Source organism: Caballeronia temeraria (assembly GCF_001544795.2).
Lineage (GTDB): Bacteria > Pseudomonadota > Gammaproteobacteria > Burkholderiales > Burkholderiaceae > Caballeronia > Caballeronia temeraria.
Window position 1 is genome coordinate 1 of record NZ_FCOI02000010.1, and the last position, 18,584, is coordinate 18,584.

The window sequence follows — 18,584 nt, forward strand, 5'->3', positions numbered from 1 at the left end:
GAAGGTTTCGTGCTGACTTGCCAGTGTCATCCGGTGAGCGAGCGGGTGGTGGTGAGTTTCGACGAGCGTTAAAGCACGGCGCAGCGCCGTCCTCAAAATCACGAAAGACGCGCATCGCAATGATGTGCGTGAAGCCGAAGCAATTCCAAAACGATACCAACGCGATTCCATTGCGAAGTCGTTAGCAATCCAAACATTGCGCGTCTTCGTTGTGATCGATCATTATCCATATCGAGACTTGTCATGACTGAAGCCTTTATCTGCGATGCGATTCGTACGCCCATCGGCCGTTACGGCGGCGTTTTCAAGGACGTCCGTGCCGACGACCTCGGCGCCGTGCCGATCACTGCGCTCATGAAGCGCAATGCATCGGTGGACTGGGCGCAGGTCGACGACGTGATCTACGGCTGCGCGAATCAGGCAGGCGAGGACAATCGCAACGTGGCGCGCATGTCGAGCCTGCTGGCGGGCTTGCCCATCGACGTGCCCGGCTCGACGATCAACCGCCTGTGTGGATCGGGCATGGATGCGGTCGGCAGCGCCGCGCGCGCGATCAAAGCGGGCGATGGCTCGTTGTATCTCGCCGGTGGCGTCGAGAGCATGACGCGCGCGCCGTTCGTGATGGGCAAGGCATCGAGCGCGTTTTCTCGTTCCGCCGATATCTTCGATACGACCATCGGCTGGCGTTTCATCAATCGTGCGATGCGCGAGCGTTACGGTGTCGATTCGATGCCCGAGACCGCGGAGAACGTCGCCGTCGATTTCGGCATCTCGCGCGATGCACAAGACCGCTTCGCGCTGCGTAGCCAGCAGCGTGCGGCGCGTGCGCAGGCCGACGGCACGCTCGCACACGAAATCGTCGCGGTGAACGTGCCGCAAAAGAAGGGCGAATCGATCGCGATCGAGCATGACGAACATCCGCGCGAGACTTCGCTCGAAACGCTCGCGAAGCTGAAGGGCGTCGTGCGCCCGGACGGCAGTGTGACCGCAGGCAATGCATCGGGTGTGAACGATGGCGCATGCGCGCTCATCATCGCGAACGAGGACGCTGCGAAGCGCAACGGACTCACGCCTCGCGCGCGCATCATCGGCATGGCGACCGCGGGTGTCGAGCCGCGCATCATGGGCATCGGTCCCGCGCCCGCGACGAAGAAGCTCCTCGCACGCACGGGACTCACGCTGGAGCAGTTCGACGTCATCGAACTCAACGAAGCCTTCGCATCGCAAGGCATTGCGGTGCTTCGTCAACTCGGTCTCGCCGAAGACGATCCGCGCGTGAACCCGAATGGCGGCGCCATTGCGCTCGGTCATCCGCTCGGCGCATCCGGCGCGCGTCTCGTCACGACCGCCATTTACGAACTCGAGCGTCGCAATGGCCGCTATGCACTGTGCACGATGTGCATCGGTGTGGGACAAGGCATCGCGATTGCGATCGAACGCGTCTGAGAGGCTTGCGACATGACACAGGCCATTCAGACATCGGCGATCGTCGGCGTGATAGGCGCGGGCGCGATGGGCGCGGGCATTGCGCAAGTCGCCGCGCTCGCGGGACATACCGTTCTGCTTTACGACCTCGACGCGAAAGCGCTCGACAAGGCGCGCAGCGGGATTGCAGCGAACGTGCAGCGCCTGATCGAGAAAAAGAAACTCGATGAGTCCGCAGGGCAGCGAGCCATCGACCGCGTGCGCATTATCACGAGTCTCGCTGACATGCGCACGGCGTCGCTCGTTGTCGAAGCCATCGCCGAGCGCCTCGACGTCAAGCGCGCGCTTTTCAGCGAGCTCGAAGGTATCGTGAGTTCGGAGTGCATACTCGCGACCAACACGTCGTCCATTTCGATTACGGCAATCGCGGCACCGATGAAGTATCCGTCGCGCGTGGTCGGCATGCACTTCTTCAATCCGGCACCGCTGATGGTGCTTGTCGAAGTTGTGCGTGGACTCGCGACATCCGATGCCGTTGCGCGAGCGGTGTATGACACATCCGCTGCATGGGGCAAAAAGCCGGTCCATGCGAAGTCGACGCCGGGCTTTATCGTCAATCGCGTCGCGCGCCCTTTCTATGCCGAAGGCTTGCGCTTGCTGAACGAGCAGGGCGCCGATGCGGCTTCCATCGACATAGTCATGCGCGATTCTGGCGGTTTCAGAATGGGCCCGTTCGAGCTCATGGATCTGATCGGCCACGACGTGAATTTTGCGGTGACGCAATCGGTTTTCAACGCGTACTTCAACGATCCGCGCTTCACGCCTTCGCTGATTCAGCAGGAACTGGTCAACGCGGGCTTCCTCGGTCGCAAGACGGGTCGTGGCTTCTATGACTATGCAGCCGATGCCGAGAAGCCCGCTGCGCGCATCGAAACGAATATGCGCACGCCCTCGAAGATCGTCCTCGGTCAAAGGGTGCCGTTATATGAGGCTCTGCAGGCGCGTATCGCTGAAGTGGGCAACAGCCGCAACGAGATGCCCGGTCTCATCGCGCAGATCGACGATGCATATCTCTTTCTCACCGATGGCCGCACCGCAACCGAACGCGCGCATGCGCTCGGCATCGATAACATCGTGCTCGTCGATCTTGCACTCGACTACGCGAACGCGCGAAGCGTTGCACTCACGCGTGCGCGTCAATGCACCGTCGATGCTTACGCGGCCGCAGCGGGCGCACTGACGCAAGCCGCCTATGCAGTGGTGCCATTGAACGATATCGCCGGCATGGCCGTGATGCGCACTGTCGCGATGCTCGTCAACGAAGCGGCGGACGCTGTGAATCAAGGCGTTTGCACGAGCGCCGATCTCGACCTCGCAATGGAGAAGGGCGTGAACTATCCGCTCGGCCCGCTCGCGTGGGGCGAACGCCTCGGCATCGAGCGCATTCATGATGTTCTGATTCATCTCGCAGCGCACTACGGCGAAGACCGTTATCGCGCATCGCCGCTTATCCCGGCTCTTCGTTATTCGGGCCAGCGCTTTCACTGAAACGAATTCGCGTCATTCATTCATCGAGCAATCATGCAGGAGACAACCGTGGTCCGATCCATTGCACAGCAAAGCGAACTGGAACCGATCGAGCGCGCGAGCCGGGACGAGCTTCAGGCGCTGCAACTCGAACGCCTGAAGTGGACATTGCGCCACGCTTATGAAAACGTGGCGCACTATCGCGGCGCATTCGATGCAGCGGGCGTGCATCCCGACGACTTGCGCGAGCTGTCCGATCTCGCGCGTTTTCCGACCACCACCAAAACGGATCTACGCGACAACTATCCCTTCGGGCTATTTGCCGTGCCGCGCGATCAGGTCGTGCGTGTGCATGCATCGAGCGGCACGACGGGCAAGCCGACAGTAGTCGGCTACACCGCGAAGGACATCGATACATGGGCCAACGTCACCGCGCGTTCGATTCGTGCCGCGGGCGGCCGCAAGGGCGACACACTGCACAACGCATTCGGTTATGGCCTTTTCACAGGCGGTCTGGGCATTCACTACGGCGCGGAACGTCTGGGCTGTATGGTCGTGCCGATGTCGGGCGGTCAGACGGAGAAGCAAGTGCAACTGATCCGCGACTTCGAGCCGAAGATCATTCTCGTGACGCCGTCGTACATGCTGAATCTGCTCGATGAAATGACGCGCCAGGGCATGGACCCGGCAAACACATCGCTCAAGATCGGCATCTTCGGGGCCGAGCCCTGGAGCCAGGGATTGCGCAGCGAGATCGAAACGCGCGCGGGCATTCAGGCGCTCGATATCTACGGGCTTTCGGAAATCATGGGCCCGGGCGTGGCATGTGAATGCATCGAAACGAAAGACGGTCCGACGATCTGGGAAGATCATTTCTATCCGGAGATCATCGATCCGGTGACGGGCGAAGTCCTTCCTGAGGGCAGCACGGGTGAACTCGTGTTCACGTCGCTCACGAAGGAAGCGATGCCGATGATCCGCTATCGCACGCGCGATCTCACGTCGCTGCTGCCGCCGAGCGCGCGCTCGATGCGCCGTCTCGCGAAGATCACCGGCCGCTCGGACGACATGCTCATCATTCGCGGCGTGAACGTCTTCCCGAGCCAGATCGAGGAATTGATTCTCGCGATTCCGCGTCTGAGCGGCCAGTATCAGTTGTGCGTGTCGCGCGAAGGTCACATGGATTCGCTGTCGGTTTCCGTCGAAGCGCGCGCCGAAGTGTGCTCGACGTTGAACGAAGGCGACCGCGCCGGGCTCTCGCGCGAGCTTCAGCATCGCGTGAAGACGATGGTCGGTGTATCGACGCAAGTGCGCGTGCTCGACTCCGGTGAACTGCCGACGACCGCCACCGGCAAGGCAAAGCGCGTGCTCGACTTGCGTCCCGCAACGGTATAACTTTCCGCTTCGTCAAGCGCCCCGTGTTCTGCGGGGCGCAATTCACTTCCCACCAATTGGGGTGCGCGTTCCATTCCCGGTGCGGTCGTTAAATTCTTCTGTAGAAATCCTTCCGCATAAACCCTCGCAAGCGTTTGCGCAAATTGTTTTGTAAGCTTTAGTTGTGTCATCGTATCGAACGCATTTGTGCAGCAGTCGGTGAGTATTGGCAAAGCATTCGATAACGAACAACGAACGGGGCAGGCGGAACTTAGATGTGGATTGTCAGACTCGCGCTCAAGCGCCCGTACACATTCATCGTCCTGTCGCTGCTCTTGCTGATCATCGGTCCGCTCGTCATTCTGCGCACGCCGACCGATATCTTTCCCAACATCGATATTCCGGTTGTCAGCGTCATCTGGTCATACACGGGTTTGCCACCCGATCAAATGGAGCGACGCATCACGCTCAACTATGAGCGCGGCTTATCGGTGGCGGTGAATGATATCGAGCATATCGAGTCAGAATCGCTGCCGGGCATAGCAGTGATCCGCATCTACTTTCAGCCGGGCGCGAATGTCGACGAAGCCATCGCCGAGATCACCGCGCTCTCGCAAACGCAATTGCGTTCATTGCCGCCAGGCATCACGCCGCCGAACATCTTGCGCTTCAATGCATCAACAGTGCCGATTCTGCGGCTCGCGTTGTCATCGGCGGAACTTACTGAGCAGCAGCTGTACGACTTCGGCAATAGCTTTTTGAAGACGCAGCTCGCGACCGTGCAGGGCGCTTCCGTGCCATTGCCTTATGGCGGCAAGCAACGTCAGATCATGGTCGATATCGACTCGCGCAAATTGCAGGCGAAGAACCTCGCGCCCACCGATGTCGTCAATGCAATCAGCGCACAGAATCTTATTCTGCCGACTGGCACGACCAAGATCGGCTCGACGGAATATTCGGTCGGGCTGAACGCAAGCCCGTCTTCGATCGAAGGCCTCAACGACATACCGATACGCACCGGTCCCGCCGGCACCATCTATATCAAGGATGTCGCGCATGTGCGCGATGGCTTTCAGCCGCAGACGAATATCGTGCGCGTGGACGGCACGCGCGCTTCCTTACTTACGATCAACAAGAGCGGCAATGCATCGACGCTCGATATCGTCGCGCGCGTGAAGAACCTCTTGCCGACGTTGCGCGGCATGGTGCCCGAGTCGCTGAAGATCGAGCCCGTGGCGGATCAATCGTTGTTCGTGCGTGCATCGGTATCAGGCGTGTTGCGCGAAGCGGTGATCGCAGCGGGCCTGACTGCGCTGATGGTCCTGCTGTTTCTGGGAAGCTGGCGTGCGACGCTCATCATCGCGATCTCGATACCGCTCTCGATGTTGACGTCGATCGTCGCGCTCTCCGCGATCGGACAGACGATCAATATCATGACGCTCGGCGGTCTTGCGCTCGCGGTCGGTATTCTCGTCGACGACGCGACAGTCGCGATCGAAAACATCAGCCAGAATCTGGAGCAGGGGAAGCAACTGGAGCAGGCCATTCTGGATGGCGCACAGCAGATTGCGGTGCCGACGCTCGTGTCGACGCTCTCGATCTGTATCGTGTTTATCCCGATGTTCCTGCTCAAAGGCGTCGCGCATTACCTCTTCGTGCCGATGGCCGAAGCCGTCGTGTTCGCCATGCTCGCGTCGTACTTCTTCTCGCGCACGCTGATCCCCACGCTTGCGAAGTATCTGTTGCGTCATCACGAACACATGGGCGGCGATGTCGAATCGATGCAAGGCTCGCGCAATCCGTTCGTGCGTATTCACCTCGCGTTCGAGCGTCATTTCGAATCCGTGCGTCATCGCTATCGACGCTTTCTCGAAGCGCAGCTCGAGCATCCGGGACGCTTCGCTGCACTGTTTCTGCTGTGCTGTTTGTTGTCGCTCGGTCTTGCACCGTTTCTCGGACGCGACTTCTTTCCGTCGATCGATTCGGGCGTGATCGCGCTGCATATGCGCGCGAAAACCGGCACACGTATCGAGGAAACAGCGGCGCTCACGGATCGCGTCGATGCACGCATCAGGCAATTGATTCCGCGCAGCGAGATTCGCTCGATCATCGACAACATGGGGCTGCCTGTATCGGGCATCAATCTCTCGTATAGCAACACGGGCACGGTGAGTTCCGCCGATGCCGATGTGCTCATCAGCCTGAACGAAGATCACGCGCCGACCGAAGGTTATATCCACGAATTGCGAAGGCGCTTGCCGCAGGAGTTTCCCGGTGTGACGTTCTCGTTTCTGCCCGCGGATATCGTGAGTCAGATCCTCAATTTCGGCGTGCCCGCGCCAATCGATATCGCCATTACCGGACGCGATGTGCGCGGCAATCGTGCGCTCGCGAATCGCATGCTGGAGAAGATCCGCCGCGTGCCGGGTCTCGTCGATGCGCGCATTCAGCAGCCCTCCGACCTGCCTTCGATCAACGTCGAAGTCGATCGCACGAAAGCGCTGCAAGCAGGTTTCACGCAGCGCGATGTCGCGAACAACCTGCTCATCACGCTATCGGGCAGTCAGCAGACGACGCCCACGTTCTGGCTCAATCCCGTGAACGGTGTGAGCTACAACGTCATCACGACCGCACCGCAGTACGACATGAACTCGCTGCAATCCGTGGCGAACATTCCGGTGACATCGGCGAGCGGCAAGACGAACATTCTCGGCGCGCTCGCGTCGTTGTCGCGCAGCGCGCGCGATGCAGTCGTCTATCACTACAACGCGCAGACCACCATCAATCTCTATGCGGCCACGGAACGCCGCGATCTCGGTGCGGTGTCGGACGACGTGCAGCGCATCATCGACGAAGCGCGTGGCGAACTGCCCAAAGGCTCGTCGATCGATATGCGCGGCCAGGTCGAAACGATGAACGGATCGTTCTCCGGTCTCGCGTTCGACCTCATTCTCGCGGTCGTGCTCGTGTACCTGTTGATCGTCGTGAATTTTCAGTCGTGGATCGATCCGTTCATCATCATCACTGCATTGCCGGGCGCGCTCGCGGGCATCGTGTGGATGTTGTTCCTGACGCATACCACTCTGTCGATTCCCGCATTGACAGGCGCGATCATGTGTATCGGCATCGCGACGGCGAACAGCATTCTCGTAGTGAGCTTCGCGCGGACGGCGCTCGCCGAGCATGGCGATGCGGTACGCTCCGCGCTCGAAGCGGGCTATACGCGTTTCAGGCCAGTGTTGATGACCGCGCTCGCGATGATGATCGGCATGGTGCCGATGGCGATCGGTCTCGGCGAAGGCGGCGAGCAGAACGCGCCGCTCGGACGCGCGGTAATCGGCGGCTTGATGGTCGGCACCATCGCGACGTTGTTCTTCGTGCCGGTCGTGTTCTCGATCATCTATCGACGTATGGAAGCACGCGGCAAAGGTCCGAGCGCGGCCGCCACGGAAGCGGCGCAATAAAACAATCGAACAGCAGGCGGAGCAAGAATGGAAGAGCAGTTGTCGCAACGATCGGGCAACAAGCGGCGAGGGCGCTTATGGCTCGTGATCGCGCTCGTGGTCGTGATCGCGCTCATCGCGCAAGGGATAGGGTCGCGACATGCGGCGCACGCGGAACTCGAGCGGGATGCGAACGAGCATGGCCTACAGACCGTCGAGGTCATCAAGCCGGCGCGCATGAAGGCCTCGCAGGACCTCGTGCTCGCGGGCGATATCCGCGCGTTCTCCGATGCGCAGATCTTCGCGCGTACCAATGGCTATCTGAAGCGCTGGACCGTGGATATCGGCACGAAGGTGAAGAAAGGCCAGTTGCTCGCGGAGATCGATGCACCCGAGATCAACGATCAGCTTCGTCAGGCGCGCGCGGATGCGCAAACGGCGCGCGCGAACTATCTGCTTGCAAAGACGACGTCGGATCGATGGGCGCAGATGCTGAAGAACAATTCGGTGTCGCGTCAGGAAACCGATGAAAAGAACGGCGACATGCTCGCGAAGGAAGCGGCGCTCAATGCAGCGCAGGCGAACGTATCGCGGCTCGAACAACTCGTGTCGTTCCAGAAGATCTATGCACCGTTCGATGGCGTCGTCACCGCGCGCAACACCGATGTCGGCCAGCTGATCGATGCGGGCAGCGGCGCGGCGGGCCGTGAGCTTTTTCATATCCAGGATGCGTCGACATTGCGCGTGTTCGTCGATGTGCCGCAAGCGTATGCGCGGATGATCACGGTCGGCTTGCCCGCGGAGTTGCTGCTCAACGAGGAGCGTAATCGCGCGTTCGAAGGCGTCACGGTGCGCACGGCGGGCGCGGTCGATCCCGTTGCACGCACGATGCGCGTCGAAGTCGATGTGCAGAATCCAGCGGGAGAATTGCTTGCGGGCGCGTATGCGCAAGTGCGCTTTCGTCTCACGAGCGCGAATCCTTCGTACACGCTGCCGGGCAACGCACTGCTGTTCCGTCCCGACGGCGTGCATGCCGCGAGCGTCGATGCGAACAATCGCGTGAAGCTCTTGCCTATCACGATCGGGACGGACTATGGCACGCGTGTGTCCATCGTGTCCGGATTGAAGGGCGACGAACGCGTGATCGTCAATCCGCCCGATTCGATCATCGATGGCGCGGCGGTGCGTATCGGCCGTGCAGGCGCGAGCGAAGGGGCGAGCGGCGGGGCGGCGAAGTCCGAAGGAAGCGAGTCGTGATGCGCGCCTCGGTTATATCGGCCGGACTACTAACGATATCCGCATTGGGCGGTTGCACCGTCGGACCCGATTACGTCCGGCCCGAAATCCCGGTGCCCGTGGCGTATAAATCGCAGATGCCGCCCGATGCGCCCGCGTCGGCATCGCAAGACTGGAAGCCCGCGCAGCCTGCCGACGCGAAGCCGCGCGCGCCGTGGTGGGAAGTCTATGGCGATCCGCAACTGAACGCGCTCGAAGAACGCGTCGCCACCGCGAATCAGACGGTGGCCGCTGCCGCCGCGCGTTTTCGTGGCGCGCGTGCGGCGGCCGCGCAGGCGCGTTCCGCGTACTTCCCGACCGTCACCGCGAACGCGGCGTTCAATCAGTCGCGCGTGTCGTCGAACGTGCTGTACAAATCGAGCGCGGGCGTGACCGTGCCCGACTATCTGATCGATGCGCAAATCTCGTGGGAGCCTGATCTGTGGGGCCGCATCTCGCGCGCCGTGGAAGGCGGTCGCGCGGAAGCGCAGGCGAGCGCAGCGGATTTGCAAAGCGCAATCCTTTCGATGCAGACCGAACTCGCGACGAACTACTTCGATCTGCGCGGCACCGTGGAGGAAGAACGGCTGTTGCAGGCGACGCTGCAAGCCTATGAAAAAGCGCTCGCGCTTACGCGCGATCGTTTTGCGGGCGGCGTCGCGGCGGAATCGGACGTCGCGCAGGCGGAAGAGCAGTTGCGCGCGACGCAGGCGCAATTGATCGATCTCGAGACCACGCGCGCGAGCCTCGTCAATGCGATCGCGATTCTCGTCGGCGAGAATCCGTCGAGTTTCACGCTCGATGTCGCGCCGCTCAACGAAGCGCACTCGCCGCAGCCGTCCGCGGCGCTCGCGGCGTTGCCGCTCAACGTACCGTCCGCGTTGCTCGAACGTCGGCCGGATATCGCGGCGGCCGAGCGGCGCGTCGCCGAGGCGAATGCGCGAGTCGGTGTGGCGACGGCGGCGTTTTTCCCGAACCTGTTGCTCGCCGCGACGGGTGGTCTCGAAGCAACGCACTTCTCGTCGTGGCTCGAAGCGCCGAGCCGTTTCTGGTCGCTCGGGCCGCAGCTCGCATTGACGGTGCTGGATTTCGGCGGTCGCGCGGCGGCTCGCGATGCCGCGCGCGCTGCCTACGATGAAAACGTCGCCGACTATCGGCAGACGGTGCTGACCGCGTTCGGGCAAGTGGAAGACAACCTCAACGCGCTGGACGTGCTGCGCCGCGAAAGCGAAGCACAGCGCGATGCCGTCGATGCCGCCCAGCGCGCGCTCGGCAAGGTGAGCAATCGCTACGAGAACGGGGCGATCACATATCTGAGCGTCGTGGTGACGCAGGCGATCGTGCTGTCTGATCAGCGCACGGCGGTACGCATCGAGCGGCGGCGCATGGCGGCGAGCGTCGCGCTCGTGAAAGCGCTGGGCGGAGGTTGGACCACGGCCCAGTTGCCGAGCACGGAGGAAGTCTCGCGGCGAGATTGAATTTTGCGCGATGCATGCAAAATGCCATCGGGTATCACGCATGCAAAATGCAATGTCCACCGAGCCGCATCGACATCAGACGAACAGATACACGCCGCAGGCGATCAGCGCCGCGCTCCAGAGCCAGTCGACGTTGATCCAGCCGCTGCGCAGAAAGCCGAGGCCGCCGCGCTCCTGCAGCGACATCGCGAACATGGAAATTGCCGCGATCACGGCGAGCATCGCCCCGGTGTGGACGATCAGCGCGAGCGCGCTGGCTTCGAACGCCTGGTTTGCGACCGCGCCCGTGCACAACGGCAACAGCGCCGGCACGAGCATCAATCCCGCGCCGTGCGCGCTCGACATCACGAAAGACCACAGCGCGAGACCCGCAAGGCCGGTGCGCATGCCGACGGTCGGGCGTCCCCGATGCCCGCGCCACACGCTCCACACGCCCCAGCCGATCAGCAGCGCCCCGCAAGCCCGCGCGAGCATGTCATGGCCGATCGCCGCGCCGAGCGTCAGCGCGCCCGCGAGCACGAGCGCGACCGATGCCGCGTGCCCCAGCGCGATCGGCACGAGCGACACGAGCGCGACGCGGCGGCTTCGCGCATAAAGGCCGAGCGCGACCGCGAAGAGCCATCCCATCGCGGGATTGAGGCCGTGAAACGCGCCGAGGCCCGCGGCGGTGAAGAGGAGCGCGGGCGATGCGGCGTCCATGCGAAGCGGCTCGCGGCGATTCAGGGATAGCAGTACGAATCCGACGAGCAATCGCCGCCTTGCAGCCGGATCTGATGTGGCCGATGCCCCTTGGGCCAGTCGATAAAAAACTTGTCGTCGACGGTGAGGCCGCCGTTCGGATCGGCGTCGAGCTTCACCATCCAGCCGTCGATGCCTTCGGGATAGAACTGCGCATCGACCGCGCCGTACAGCGAATTCGTGAAGTAGACGCGGCGTCCGTCGCGGCTCACTTCGACCATCTGCGGGCCGCCGTTCAGCGCGCCGTTCGAGGATCCCGGATGCGTCGCGCGCGCGACCACGCCGCCGATGCGCACCTTGCCCGTCAGCTTCGGCGCGAAGGGATCGGAGACGTCGTATTGCAGCATGTCGCCGGTGCCCCAGCACGACACGTAGAGAAAGCGGTCGTCCATCGACAGATCGATATCCGAGACGAGCGGCGGCACCGCATTGAAGCCCTTCAATAACGGCGGCAGCGCGTCGGCATCGGCGGGTTCGGCGGGAATGTCGATGATCTTTTTCACCGCCCATTTGTCCTTGTCGCGATACCAGGTCCAGATCGACGACGACAGATCCTTCAGACTGATCACGCAATTCACGAAGCCATACGCCTTGGTCGGATCGTGCGCGGGACGCAGTTCGAAGACGAGCTGATATTCGTCGCCGAAATCGATCTCCTGAATGTGCTTGCGCTTCGTGAAGTCCCAGAAATGCAGCTTGCGCCCGTACTTCGCGCCGAGCAGCAGATCGGGCACGAGGCCGCTCTCGAAGGTATCGGGCGTGCCCCATTCGCTCGTGACCATCGTGTCGTAACCGAGATGCCACCAGCCGTCATACGCGAGTTGTTGCGGTCCGCGATCCACTTCCCATCGGCCGAGCGGATCGAAGCTCTGCTGATCGAGCAGCAGCACGCCGCCGGGCGCTTTGCCTTCGGCGTTGCCGAGCGCGGTGATATAGATGCCGCCCGGTCCGCAGTGCACCGTGTGCGGACGCGTATAGCCGGTTTTTTCCGCGAGTTCTTCCGGCTCGATCGTCTTTACGATGACAGGCTTCTTCGGATCGGGCTTCGTGTCGATGATATGAATGCGCGACGAGCGCAGCCCCGGCACGACGAGATAACGCCGCTCCATATGCGGATGCGGCGCGTTCGGGCACAGGCACGACGAGCAGGCGTTCCAGCCGAAGTGATGCAGCTCGTCGCCGGTGTCGGGCATCGCGATTTCGCCGACGATCTCCGTATAGTCCGGCGAATCCGGATCGACATCGACTACGGCGATCTTGTCGGGCGACTTGCGCTCGGGATCGAAGGTCGCGACATACGCCAGCGTTTCGCGCGGCGCTTTCGCGGCAAGCCGCGGGGAAGGATAGAAGCTCGGATCGGGTTTCCATGTCGCCATCTGCATCTCCCAGTTGTCTCGGTCATGCAAAGCACGCGTGCTCAAGCACTATAGGACATGGGGACACGTCACGCTTTCGATGCCGGCGATTTCCTTAGATGCTTTCGTGCGAAGCATGTAAGCACGGCGCATGATTCGCCGCAGTCAAACTGCGCCTAAAATACAGGCATCGCCCCTTGACCGAAACAGGAGGTAGCGATGGCCGAGCCGATGATCAGCCTGATGGCGGGACTCGTCCTGGTGCTATGCGTCGCGGTGGTTCTCGTGATGCATCACCGGCATCCGCATATCCATACTCCGAAAGCGCGCTGGCTGGATACGCATCCACCGCGCGACTGGCGGCACAGGCATTGAACGTGCAGTGGACTTGACGTGAAATGAAGTGAACGGATAGCGCGCCGGCATCGACCGGCGCTTTTCTTTGCGCAGGCCGCGCGCGAAGGGCATAAGGGCGCTAGCGTCTTGGCCCTTTCATCGCTTCGGCTTCCATTGCGGCGTGCCATTCCTCGCTGTTCTCGATCGGGTCCATGCCTTCGTCGATGACGCCGACGCGCGCTCCGCCGCCGAGCGCGTTTCCTCGTCGGTTTCGTCGTCGACGGGGCTGTCCTCGTCGGCGGGCGGCTCCAGCATGTCCTGCAGCATCGCCTCGAGTTCCGGCGTGTCCCACGGTTCGTCGCGCTGCTTTTTCCTCTTGATGTAATGCCGCACTTCGGCATCTTGCTCGGGTGTCAGCGGAAGGCCGCGGAAGGTGCGGTTGGCGTCGAAGTCACTCATGTTCGCTCCTCGCGCGCATAGCGATAATGCGTTTTCAGGCGACTCAAGTGTAACGCCGTTCGTCTGCGGGTTGAAACGCGCAATGTTCAGCCGAGCGGCGGAAGACGTCGTTCTATCGGCGTGGCCTTGATGATGGCCGTGCTCGTCGCGGCGCGTTCCGTGACGCGCGAGAGAATGTCGTCGAGATGCTCGATCGAGCGCAGGTACAGACGGCACACGAAGCAATCGTCGCCTGTCACCTTGTCGCATTCGACGAACTCGGGGATGCGCCGGATCGCGTCCTCGACGAGATGCAATTGCCCCGGCAGCGGCTGCACGCGCACGATCGCCTGCAGCGTATAACCGAGCGCACGCGGATCGATATCGACGGTAAAGCCGCGAATCACGCCTTGCGTTTCGAGCCGCCGCATGCGCTCGGCCGTGCTAGGCGCGGATAACCCGACGCGCTTCGCCAACTCGCTCACCGCGATGCGTCCATCGCTTGCGAGCACGGCGATGAGTTCGCGATCGATCGCGTCGATGACCGGCTGCGTCGGGCTGCCAAGGTTCTTTCCCATGTTGGCCTTCGATTCAAAGGTCGAAAATTGCGTGTGCCTAATTTTAGGCATGGTTTCGAGCGAAGCGCATCGATAAACTCGAAGTCATCGAAACTTGCATGACAGGCACGACATGAATACGGAAAGAATCGATGCGGGACCTGGCGGTGCATCGCATGCGAACGAACTGCGGCGCGGCGCAATCGAGATGTCGCTCGCCATGTTGATGTCGGGCACGATCGGCTGGCTCGTCGTGTCGTCGGGGCAGACGCCCTGGAACGTGGTGTTTTTTCGCTGCGTGTTCGGAGGCGCGACGCTCGTCGCCGTGTGCGTCGCCCTCGGCTTTCTGAAGAAGCGCTATTTTTCATGGCGCATGATCGGGCTTGTGGCGCTCGGCAGTATCGCGATCGTCGGCAACTGGCTGTTGCTCTTCGCCGCATATTCGCGCGCGTCCATCTCGATGGCGACGACCGTCTACAACACGCAGCCGTTCATGCTCGTCGCGTTGGGCGCGCTGGTGTTGCGCGAGCGCGTGTCGGCATCGTCGATCGCGTGGCTCGCCGTCGCGTTCATCGGTCTCGTGATGGTCGTGCGCGTCGAACCGGCCGTGCTCGCGATGCCGGGGCAGTATCTCGAAGGCATCGCGTATGCGCTCGGCGCGGCCTTTCTGTACGCGATATCGTCGATCATCACGAAGCGTCTGAAGGGCACGCCGCCGCATCTGATCGCGATGCTGCACGTGCTGTTCGGCATCGCGATGCTGGCGCCGTTCGCGCGCTTCGCGGACGCGCCTGCTGAGATCGGAGGCTGGGCCGATCTCATCGTGCTGGGCATCGTCAATACGGGGCTGATGTACGTGCTGCTCTACGGCGCGATCCAGAAGCTGCCGACGGCAACGACGGGCGCGCTGTCGTTCATCTATCCGGTCGTGGCGATCGTCGTCGACTGGCTTGCGTTCGGGCAACGGCTCGCGTGGCTGCAAGTGGCCGGCGCGGCGCTGATTCTGCTCGCGGCGGCAGGGGTGAATTTGCGGTGGCGGATCGTGCCGGAAAGAGCGGTCCGTTAGAACCGCCCGACGTTCAAGCCGCGCGCGGCAGATCGCGCAGTGCTTCGGGATGCGCGACAGCCACGCGCAAGAGCGTTTGCGCCGCACCCGTGGGATTGCGGCGGCCTTGTTCCCAGTCCTGGAATGTGCGGATGGAGACGCCGAGCAATGCCGCGAATTCCGACTGAGACACGCCGACCTTCGCACGCGCCAATGCGGCGACGGTCGGTTCGACGCGGGTTGTTCGCGCCGCGCGTCCCTTCTTCAGGTCGCGCACCGATTGAAGCAGGTCAGCCTGAAATTTTTCGAGTTCCCTATCCATGTTGAATCGCCTCACGAAGCTGATTGAGGAAAGCCGTTGGCAGATTGTCGAATTTGGCTTTCGAGTACGCGATCAGCAGCCGAATCACGTCGCCCGCGAGCGGGTTGTTTGCTAGCCATACGGTGAACGCCTCACGTTCGGCGTCTTGCCAGATTTCAGCGGCATAGCGCTGAAAACGGCGGCTTCGATGATCGAGTACATGGCGTGATTATACGGCATTGCCGTATAGCGACACACGAATGTATTGCGGGGCGATGCGGCGCGCCGAGCCATGTCGTATAGAATGGCGCCCCTTTCCGACTACATCGAAATCCCGCGCCATGTGGTTCAAGAATCTTCAGCTTCACCGTCTCCCCGCACACTGGTCCGTCACGCCGCAGCAGATGCAGCAATGGCTTGCGCCCCTCGCGTTCAGCGCGGCGTCGAGCATCGAGAATGAGCGGCGCGGCTGGGTCTCGCCGCGCGGCGACGATCAGCTCGTCTACACGGCGAACCGTCAGATGCTCATCGTCTATCGCGCGGAGAAAAAGCTGCTGCCCGCGTCGGTCGTCACGCAGTTCGTGAAGGAACGCGCCGCCGAGCTCGAAGAGCAGCAGGGCTTCAAACCCGGCCGCAAGCAGATGAAAGAGCTCAAGGAACAAGTCACCGACGAACTCCTGCCGCGCGCCTTCAGCATCCGCCGCGATACGCGCGTGTGGATCGATCCGGTGAACGGCTGGCTCGCGATCGATTCGTCGTCGGCGACGCTGTGCGACGACATCATCGGCTTGCTGGTGAAGTCCGTCACCGATCTGCCGCTCGCGAGCGTGCGCACCGCGAGTTCGCCCGTGTCCGCGATGACCGAATGGCTGCTTTCAGGCGATGCGCCCGCCGGCTTCACGCTCGATCGCGACACCGAACTGCGCTCGACGGGCGAAGGCAACGCGACCGTGCACTACGTCGGCCACGCGCTCGAAACGGAAGACATGCGCCGCCATATCGAGGCGGGCAAGCAGTGCATGCGTCTCGCGATGACCTGGGACGACCGCGTGTCGTACGTGCTGACGCCGTCGCTCACGCTCAAGCGCGTGAGCGCGCTCGACGTCATCAAGGAAGCCGCCGATCCCACCGCCGCGAACGACGACGAGCGCTTCGAATCCGACTTCATCCTGATGACGGGCGAACTCGCGCGCATGCTGTCGGCGCTGACGGAAGCCCTGGGCGGCGAAGAAGACCTGCGCGCCGCAGCGTAAGCAGGAGCGTCAGGCGCCCGGCGCCGACGCGAACGCATAGCCGTTCTTGCCGTTGCGCTTGACGGTGTACATCGTTTCGTCGGCGGCGGCGACGAGACGCCAGTAATCGTCGACACGATCCGGAAAGCTCGCGATGCCGATGCTCGCGCGCACGATCGAAAGCCCCATCTGCGCATCGGTTTCGGCGACGCACGCGATGATTCGTTGCGCGATCACGGCGAGTTCGCCATCGCTCGAAAACTCGCGCACGAGCAGCGCGAACTCGTCGCCGCCGATACGCGCGACCAGATCGCCGCCACGCACCGCCTGCCGAAAACGCCGCGATACCGCGATCAGAAATTCATCGCCGATACGGTGGCCGTGCGTGTCGTTCACGCGCTTAAAGCCATCCAGATCGATATACAGCACCGCGATGCGCGCCGACCCGCGCGCGCCGCTCGCGAGCGCGTTCGCCGCTTCCTCCAGCGCCGCAAAGAGCTTGCGGCGGTTGGGGAGACCTGTCATCGGATCGTGCAGCGATGCCTGCTCGAATTCGTTCGAAATGCCGAGCAGTTGCCGGTTGCGCTTTGCGTACATGCCGAGCGCCGTGATGAGCACGCCGAACACGATCGCCGACAGCGCAATCAGCGTATGCGACACGCTCAGAATGCGCGCGCGCACATCCGCGCTCGTGCGATCCCGCTCGGCACGCCACCAGGCATAGGTCGAATCGAGCGCGGAGCTGGCCTCGCCGAGCGCGGCGGTGGGCGAAAGCACGGCGGAGGGCAGGGACGGCGCGGACATCGGACTCGACGACACCAGCGCATGCAGCGCCGCCAGCCGCCCGGCCAGTTCGATGCGCGCCTCGCGATAGGCTGATTGATGCTGCGTATCGCCGGCCGGCGTGTTCTGCAGCGAGAGCGCGCCCGCGCGGGCCGTATCGGCGCGCTCGACCGCTTCGAGCACGAGCCCGACGTATTCCTGCTGCAGTTGCGCGGAAAAGATCGCGCGGACCTGCAACGCGAGGAACAGCAGCCCGATCAGCAGGCACAGCAACGCGGCGCCCGCGAGCGGCGCGGGACCGGGAACGGGCAAACGCCGCAGCGCACGCCACACGCGGTCCGCCGGCGCCTCCTCAGGGACGGGAATACTCCTCTCGCTGACGGGTCGGAACATTGTGTCGGTAGCTCACTCGATGAAAGAACGCACCCACGCGCGCAAAAAGCCCGCCCTCGGGCTTTGGACGCGCTGCCGTCTGTGCCGGATGCCTGCGCGCCTGCGCGTATTGATCGGCGCGATAGCCTCGGTCGCCGGCGGCTCGCTGCGTCGCCGGCGGATTGCCGCGGCGCTGCATCTGTGGTTGCGCAGCCGCTGTCGTGAGCGCGGCGGCGGCCGCTGCATCGGAGCCGTCCGTGTTGGTAACGGCGAGCGTGGGTTGATCGGTGGCATCGGCGACGGGCGTATTGTCCGCGAGCGACGTCGTGTCGATGGCCGCGGGCGCATCGTTCGATGCGTAGGGCATCGCGTTGCCGGGCGCCGCGGTCAGCGCCGTTTCGACGGCACCCGCCGATTGCGTCTGCGCGGCGATCGCGGGCTGATCGATGCCGAGCGTGCGGCGCGCGCTCGCCATCGCTTCGGCATAGACGCGCTGGTCGTGGTTGAACCACATGCCGTATGCGACGGTGCCAAGCACGCCGATGCCGAGCGCGCTCGCCGACGCCATCCACAGCGCGAGACGCCCGAAGCGTAGCGGGGCGCGCATGGGGCGGTGCTCGTCGTCGAAATCGATGGGAGGCTCGGGCAAGTAAGTGACGGTGGGATCATTCGCGGGACTCGGGTGTTCCGCGATGCTCTCTTCGGGTAGCTTTGCGTGCTGCGGCATGACAGCGCTCTCCAGAACGTATTCGTCAGACAGCGGACCGGCGCGTACGCCCGGCCCGTGCTACACCGCGCGCGTCCCATCATATGAACGAAATCAACGCGATGCGGCTTCGTCGGACGTAACAGCCGGGTGCCGGTTCAGCATGCGCTGCCGGCCCATTTTTGCCAAACAATGTAAC

Annotated in this window: 15 protein-coding genes and 1 pseudogene; 9 read left to right on the plus strand and 7 right to left on the minus strand. The window is 62.7% G+C overall.

Annotated features, from left to right (window positions below):
- Positions 1-243: 243 nt before the first annotated feature.
- The 6 genes from pcaF (at position 244) to AWB76_RS16130 (ending at position 10,522) form a co-directional block, all read left to right on the plus strand.
- Positions 244-1,446 (plus strand): 3-oxoadipyl-CoA thiolase, encoded by a 1,203-nt coding sequence (pcaF, locus tag AWB76_RS16105; RefSeq protein WP_061161144.1) that lies wholly within the window; start codon positions 244-246, stop codon positions 1,444-1,446.
- Positions 1,447-1,458: 12 nt separating this feature from the next.
- Positions 1,459-2,973 carry a 3-hydroxyacyl-CoA dehydrogenase gene (locus AWB76_RS16110; protein ID WP_061161145.1) on the plus strand — a complete coding sequence of 505 codons (1,515 nt, stop codon included), beginning with the start codon at positions 1,459-1,461 and terminating at the stop codon, positions 2,971-2,973.
- A gap of 33 nt (positions 2,974-3,006) precedes the next feature.
- A complete protein-coding gene (gene paaK / locus AWB76_RS16115; RefSeq protein WP_061161146.1) occupies positions 3,007-4,347 on the plus strand; it encodes a phenylacetate--CoA ligase PaaK in 1,341 nt (446 codons plus the stop codon).
- Between the two features lie 254 nt (positions 4,348-4,601).
- Positions 4,602-7,790: an efflux RND transporter permease subunit gene (locus AWB76_RS16120; RefSeq protein WP_061161147.1), complete on the plus strand. Its 3,189-nt coding sequence runs from the start codon at positions 4,602-4,604 to the stop codon at positions 7,788-7,790.
- Between the two features lie 27 nt (positions 7,791-7,817).
- Complete coding sequence (locus AWB76_RS16125) at positions 7,818-9,026, plus strand: efflux RND transporter periplasmic adaptor subunit (RefSeq protein ID WP_061161148.1); 1,209 nt, start codon at positions 7,818-7,820, stop codon at positions 9,024-9,026.
- Positions 9,026-10,522, plus strand: a complete 1,497-nt coding sequence (locus tag AWB76_RS16130) for an efflux transporter outer membrane subunit (protein ID WP_061161149.1) — start codon at positions 9,026-9,028, stop codon at positions 10,520-10,522. Before AWB76_RS16125 ends, AWB76_RS16130 begins: the two co-directional genes overlap by 1 nt.
- Positions 10,523-10,597: 75 nt before the next feature.
- Here the strand turns inward: AWB76_RS16130 and AWB76_RS16135 are convergent, their stop codons facing one another.
- Positions 10,598-11,221, minus strand: a complete 624-nt coding sequence (locus tag AWB76_RS16135) for a hypothetical protein (protein ID WP_061161150.1) — start codon at positions 11,219-11,221, stop codon at positions 10,598-10,600.
- Positions 11,222-11,241: 20 nt separating this feature from the next.
- Positions 11,242-12,636, minus strand: coding sequence for a selenium-binding family protein (locus AWB76_RS16140; protein WP_061161311.1), 1,395 nt, complete (start codon positions 12,634-12,636; stop codon positions 11,242-11,244).
- 198 nt (positions 12,637-12,834) lie between these two features.
- On the opposite strand from AWB76_RS16140, the gene AWB76_RS41625 reads away from it, so the two are divergent.
- On the plus strand, positions 12,835-12,990 hold the full coding sequence (locus AWB76_RS41625) for a hypothetical protein (RefSeq protein ID WP_167357765.1): 156 nt from the start codon (positions 12,835-12,837) through the stop codon (positions 12,988-12,990).
- A 100-nt stretch (positions 12,991-13,090) separates the two neighbouring features.
- Here AWB76_RS41625 and AWB76_RS16145 read toward each other — a convergent pair.
- Positions 13,091-13,410 (minus strand): annotated as a pseudogene (locus tag AWB76_RS16145) (hypothetical protein).
- A gap of 86 nt (positions 13,411-13,496) precedes the next feature.
- Positions 13,497-13,967: an Lrp/AsnC family transcriptional regulator gene (locus AWB76_RS16150; RefSeq protein ID WP_061161151.1), complete on the minus strand. Its 471-nt coding sequence runs from the start codon at positions 13,965-13,967 to the stop codon at positions 13,497-13,499.
- A gap of 112 nt (positions 13,968-14,079) precedes the next feature.
- Here AWB76_RS16150 and AWB76_RS16155 point away from each other — a divergent pair, with 112 nt between their 5' ends.
- Complete coding sequence (locus tag AWB76_RS16155) at positions 14,080-15,012, plus strand: DMT family transporter (protein WP_061161152.1); 933 nt, start codon at positions 14,080-14,082, stop codon at positions 15,010-15,012.
- Positions 15,013-15,025: 13 nt separating this feature from the next.
- On the opposite strand, the gene AWB76_RS16160 is transcribed toward AWB76_RS16155, so the two are convergent.
- The gene (locus AWB76_RS16160; protein ID WP_061161153.1) at positions 15,026-15,313 is read right to left on the minus strand and encodes a helix-turn-helix domain-containing protein; all 288 of its coding nucleotides are present in this window, start codon (positions 15,311-15,313) and stop codon (positions 15,026-15,028) included.
- Positions 15,314-15,633: 320 nt separating this feature from the next.
- On the opposite strand from AWB76_RS16160, the gene AWB76_RS16165 reads away from it, so the two are divergent.
- Positions 15,634-16,545 (plus strand): recombination-associated protein RdgC, encoded by a 912-nt coding sequence (locus tag AWB76_RS16165; protein WP_061161154.1) that lies wholly within the window; start codon positions 15,634-15,636, stop codon positions 16,543-16,545.
- Positions 16,546-16,554: 9 nt separating this feature from the next.
- On the opposite strand, the gene AWB76_RS16170 is transcribed toward AWB76_RS16165, so the two are convergent.
- A complete protein-coding gene (locus tag AWB76_RS16170) occupies positions 16,555-17,619 on the minus strand; it encodes a GGDEF domain-containing protein (protein ID WP_061161312.1) in 1,065 nt (354 codons plus the stop codon).
- Positions 17,620-17,659: 40 nt separating this feature from the next.
- Complete coding sequence (locus tag AWB76_RS16175) at positions 17,660-18,406, minus strand: hypothetical protein (protein WP_061161155.1); 747 nt, start codon at positions 18,404-18,406, stop codon at positions 17,660-17,662.
- Positions 18,407-18,584: the final 178 nt, after the last annotated feature.

What these genes read in the sequence shown, in the direction of transcription:
- AWB76_RS16165 (WP_061161154.1), top strand. Translation starts at nt 15,634, where the DNA reads ATGTGGTTCAAGAATCTTCAGCTTCACCGTCTCCCCGCACACTGGTCC.
- AWB76_RS16130 (WP_061161149.1), top strand. Translation starts at nt 9,026, where the DNA reads ATGCGCGCCTCGGTTATATCGGCCGGACTACTAACGATATCCGCATTG.
- AWB76_RS41625 (WP_167357765.1), top strand. Translation starts at nt 12,835, where the DNA reads ATGGCCGAGCCGATGATCAGCCTGATGGCGGGACTCGTCCTGGTGCTA.
- AWB76_RS16125 (WP_061161148.1), top strand. Translation starts at nt 7,818, where the DNA reads ATGGAAGAGCAGTTGTCGCAACGATCGGGCAACAAGCGGCGAGGGCGC.
- AWB76_RS16175 (WP_061161155.1), bottom strand. Translation starts at nt 18,406, where the DNA reads ATGCCGCAGCACGCAAAGCTACCCGAAGAGAGCATCGCGGAACACCCG.
- AWB76_RS16135 (WP_061161150.1), bottom strand. Translation starts at nt 11,221, where the DNA reads ATGGACGCCGCATCGCCCGCGCTCCTCTTCACCGCCGCGGGCCTCGGC.
- AWB76_RS16155 (WP_061161152.1), top strand. Translation starts at nt 14,080, where the DNA reads ATGAATACGGAAAGAATCGATGCGGGACCTGGCGGTGCATCGCATGCG.
- AWB76_RS16160 (WP_061161153.1), bottom strand. Translation starts at nt 15,313, where the DNA reads ATGGATAGGGAACTCGAAAAATTTCAGGCTGACCTGCTTCAATCGGTG.
- AWB76_RS16120 (WP_061161147.1), top strand. Translation starts at nt 4,602, where the DNA reads ATGTGGATTGTCAGACTCGCGCTCAAGCGCCCGTACACATTCATCGTC.
- pcaF (WP_061161144.1), top strand. Translation starts at nt 244, where the DNA reads ATGACTGAAGCCTTTATCTGCGATGCGATTCGTACGCCCATCGGCCGT.
- AWB76_RS16140 (WP_061161311.1), bottom strand. Translation starts at nt 12,636, where the DNA reads ATGGCGACATGGAAACCCGATCCGAGCTTCTATCCTTCCCCGCGGCTT.
- paaK (WP_061161146.1), top strand. Translation starts at nt 3,007, where the DNA reads ATGCAGGAGACAACCGTGGTCCGATCCATTGCACAGCAAAGCGAACTG.
- AWB76_RS16150 (WP_061161151.1), bottom strand. Translation starts at nt 13,967, where the DNA reads ATGGGAAAGAACCTTGGCAGCCCGACGCAGCCGGTCATCGACGCGATC.
- AWB76_RS16110 (WP_061161145.1), top strand. Translation starts at nt 1,459, where the DNA reads ATGACACAGGCCATTCAGACATCGGCGATCGTCGGCGTGATAGGCGCG.